The 2,740-nt window shown below is 42.2% G+C and carries 5 protein-coding genes; 3 read left to right on the top strand and 2 right to left on the bottom strand.

Annotated features, from left to right (window positions below; all coding sequences use genetic code 11):
- Window positions 1–218: sigma factor (locus RDN93_RS21925; RefSeq protein WP_308747424.1), on the bottom strand; the 218-nt coding region annotated here is incomplete at its 3' end.
- On the bottom strand, window positions 215–595 hold the full coding sequence (locus tag RDN93_RS21920) for a helix-turn-helix domain-containing protein (protein WP_118625990.1): 381 nt from the start codon (window positions 593–595) through the stop codon (window positions 215–217). The genes RDN93_RS21920 and RDN93_RS21925, both read right to left, overlap by 4 nt.
- Before the next feature lie 262 nt (window positions 596–857).
- Between RDN93_RS21920 and RDN93_RS21915 the strand changes: the two genes are divergently transcribed.
- The 3 genes from RDN93_RS21915 (at window position 858) to RDN93_RS21905 (ending at window position 2,677) form a co-directional block, all read left to right on the top strand.
- Window positions 858–1,412 (top strand): sigma-70 family RNA polymerase sigma factor, encoded by a 555-nt coding sequence (locus RDN93_RS21915; protein ID WP_308747423.1) that lies wholly within the window; start codon window positions 858–860, stop codon window positions 1,410–1,412.
- A gap of 1 nt (window position 1,413) precedes the next feature.
- Window positions 1,414–2,157 (top strand): DUF4367 domain-containing protein, encoded by a 744-nt coding sequence (locus tag RDN93_RS21910; protein WP_308747422.1) that lies wholly within the window; start codon window positions 1,414–1,416, stop codon window positions 2,155–2,157.
- Between the two features lie 133 nt (window positions 2,158–2,290).
- Window positions 2,291–2,677 (top strand): hypothetical protein, encoded by a 387-nt coding sequence (locus tag RDN93_RS21905; RefSeq protein ID WP_308747421.1) that lies wholly within the window; start codon window positions 2,291–2,293, stop codon window positions 2,675–2,677.
- Window positions 2,678–2,740 lie beyond the last annotated feature (63 nt).

The raw sequence follows: 2,740 nt of genomic DNA, 5'->3' as shown, positions 1-2,740 counted from the left end.
GAGGTAAGCACTTTGGCTGGCATAGGACGCAGTGTATCAATGTTATTAATAAGCTGAACGATGACGGTCTGAAAAATGTCATCCTTAGACCAGGGATCGTTTAGTATTGAACCGATTTCGTGATATATGAGCCGTTGATAGGAGAAAAAAATGTTCTCCATAAAATCTCGACCACTTTCGTTTTCGATTGCTAGGATACTTGCTGGGATTGGAATCATTTGCTGTCACCTGTTTTGCTATATGTGTCGATCATTTGCCGGACTTCCATGTCAGAGATGATTAAGCTGAGCGCAGCTTGACGATTAGCTGGTAATTTAGCAAATGATGCCATCACATCACCGAGAGTCTTTTCATTGGTGATGGCTTGCTGCAATAACTCAACAGGGAGATTAGACGAGGTGCGACCGAGCAGGTAGTCGGTTGTGACATGAAAGTAGTTTGCAAGAGCAATGACCTTATCAACATCCGGGAGGTGCACACCGTTTTCATAGTTTGAAATTGTTCCAGAGGAAACACAGAGAATATCACCAAGTTCCTTTTGAGTTAGCCCCTTATCTTGCCGCAATTCGGCAATGAGTTCTCCCAAATGAGCCATATAAGCCACTCCTCTAAGAAATTGCACTTGATGTTTGAATTATATATTTTCTGATTTCTTATCGGCTTATATTTTAGGAAAAGAATTGAAATTGTAATATTTACGTGTTATAAATTAGATTTACCATAGTTTTTGAAACGAAAAGTTAAATGGGGGAGCAGCGCGGGGCTGAGTGCCTGTTGCGACTATTGATAGATATTGTCTTATCAATAATAGAGAGAACGGTTGAGGCTCAAAGGAGCAAATAGGGGTGAGTCGCACGATGAATCACAGCTTGAGTGATAGGGCAGCACCAACGAGTCAGGAGTTTATCACACAGATATACAAGAAGTATGATCGACTGATGCTTTTCACAGCAAAGAAGTACCTGATGGATTTACAGGAATGTGAGGATGCTGTTCAAGAGAGCTTATTGAAACTTATGAGTCGGATCGAACTGCTTCGCACGTTAGAAGAACCAGTATTGACCAGCTATGTTGTAACTACTGTACGCAATACGGCCATCAATATACTGCGGCGGCAGAAGAGAGATGCCCAGAATATAACATCATTTACAGAATCGGTCGAAGAGAGTATCATAGAGCCTGATTCTATAATTGATATTATTATGGATCGAGAAGCTAAGAGAAGTTTGCGCGAGGCGATTGATGAGTTGGAACCGAATGAAAGGTTACTGCTAGAGGGGAAGTATTTTCTTGGATATGATGACAGGCAGTTGTCGGAGTTGCTATCTTGTGCGCCGGGGAGTATTCGAATAAAATTAACTCGAGTCAGAAGAAAGGTATTATATTCGATGCAAGAGAAAGGGGCTGTTTAGAATGACCCATCATGAAAAGCTGGTAGAACGATACGAAGATGCTTTATTCGCATTGATGATGGAAGATGTAGCTGAGACGGAAGGCGAAAAGCTGCAGGAGCTTAATGAACAGCTTAAACGCGATCCGTCGGCAGAAATTCCAAGGGAGTTGGATGAGCGCTGTATTCGCACAATTAGGACTGAATTCGGAAAGAAAAACTTTATATCTGCGAGACGTGGAGCGGTGCGCGTTTTTAGAGTGATCTCGGCAGCTACTTTGATTATGATGCTGCTATTTACCACGGCGTTTGCAGCATCTCCGTCATTCCGCACGCAGACGCTAACTGCTCTTGTGGAAATGTTTGATGACCATAGTGAGATCCGCTTTAGCGGTACTACTAATGGTGCAGAAACCCACAAGATGAGTATTTTGTGGATGCCAGATGGTTACCAAATAGGGCTTGAAGAGTTTGATGAGAGCAGAATGATTATTAGGGCAGATGGAGAAAACGGCGAAAACCTTGATGTTGCGGCTACGGCCATATCTAAGAATCGTTCATACAGCTTTGATACCGAGGGGGCAATTGAAGAATCAGCAATGGTTCAGAATAATGAGGCTGGCGTTTATCAAATGAAAACCGAGAAAGGTGATAAGATAACCGTGCTTTGGACAGATATGGAAAAAGGCTGGATCGTTAAAGTTACGGGATATAACATTTCAAAAGAAGATATGCTTCGCATTTCGGAGAGTGTCGAGATTCGATAAAAAGGAAGAGATTTTTCTCTTCCTTTTTATTTTTTACGTTGCACTTGCTGTATGGCGGCGTCTGTTGTTCTGGGCGCTGCAAAACAGATAAAATATGGAGGTCAAAATGAAATTTAAAAGATTAGTGACTATTATGCTAACGCTGAGTGTGGCTGTGTCGTTGGTGGCCTTTCCTGTGGCTGCGGTTGATTATTCGGATGTGGTTGCTCCGCTATACATTGGATTGGAAGATGCCACCGCTGATCTTGCTATTAGCAGTAATGGCTACGCGAATTGCAGCGGATCAGCTTATGTCGCGAACGGCTATAACGCAACTGTTGTAATGGAATTACAGCAAAAGAATGGTACATGGAAACCCATCAAAAGATGGTCTAAGAGCGGAGGATACGTATCTATGAATGAATCGTACCGGGTCTCAAGCAAGTATTACTATCGTGTAGCTGTTACCGCAAAAGTTTATAATTCGAGCGGAAGCCTTGTGGAAAGTAAGACTTCGTATTCTGGCGAAGTCTACTATTAATAATAAGTCCCTATAAGTAAGTGGATTTAGAGCGATTCTAAATTACAAAATGCTGCGCTCAAT

Origin of the sequence: uncultured Bacteroides sp. (assembly GCF_902491285.1) — a bacterium.
Taxonomy (GTDB): domain Bacteria; phylum Bacteroidota; class Bacteroidia; order Bacteroidales; family Bacteroidaceae; genus Bacteroides.
The sequence above is the reverse complement of the archived record's forward strand: the minus strand, read 5'-3'. Positions and strand labels throughout refer to the sequence as shown.

What these genes read in the sequence shown, in the direction of transcription:
- RDN93_RS21920 (WP_118625990.1), bottom strand. Translation starts at nt 595, where the DNA reads ATGGCTCATTTGGGAGAACTCATTGCCGAATTGCGGCAAGATAAGGGG.
- RDN93_RS21905 (WP_308747421.1), top strand. Translation starts at nt 2,291, where the DNA reads ATGCTAACGCTGAGTGTGGCTGTGTCGTTGGTGGCCTTTCCTGTGGCT.
- RDN93_RS21915 (WP_308747423.1), top strand. Translation starts at nt 858, where the DNA reads ATGAATCACAGCTTGAGTGATAGGGCAGCACCAACGAGTCAGGAGTTT.
- RDN93_RS21910 (WP_308747422.1), top strand. Translation starts at nt 1,414, where the DNA reads ATGACCCATCATGAAAAGCTGGTAGAACGATACGAAGATGCTTTATTC.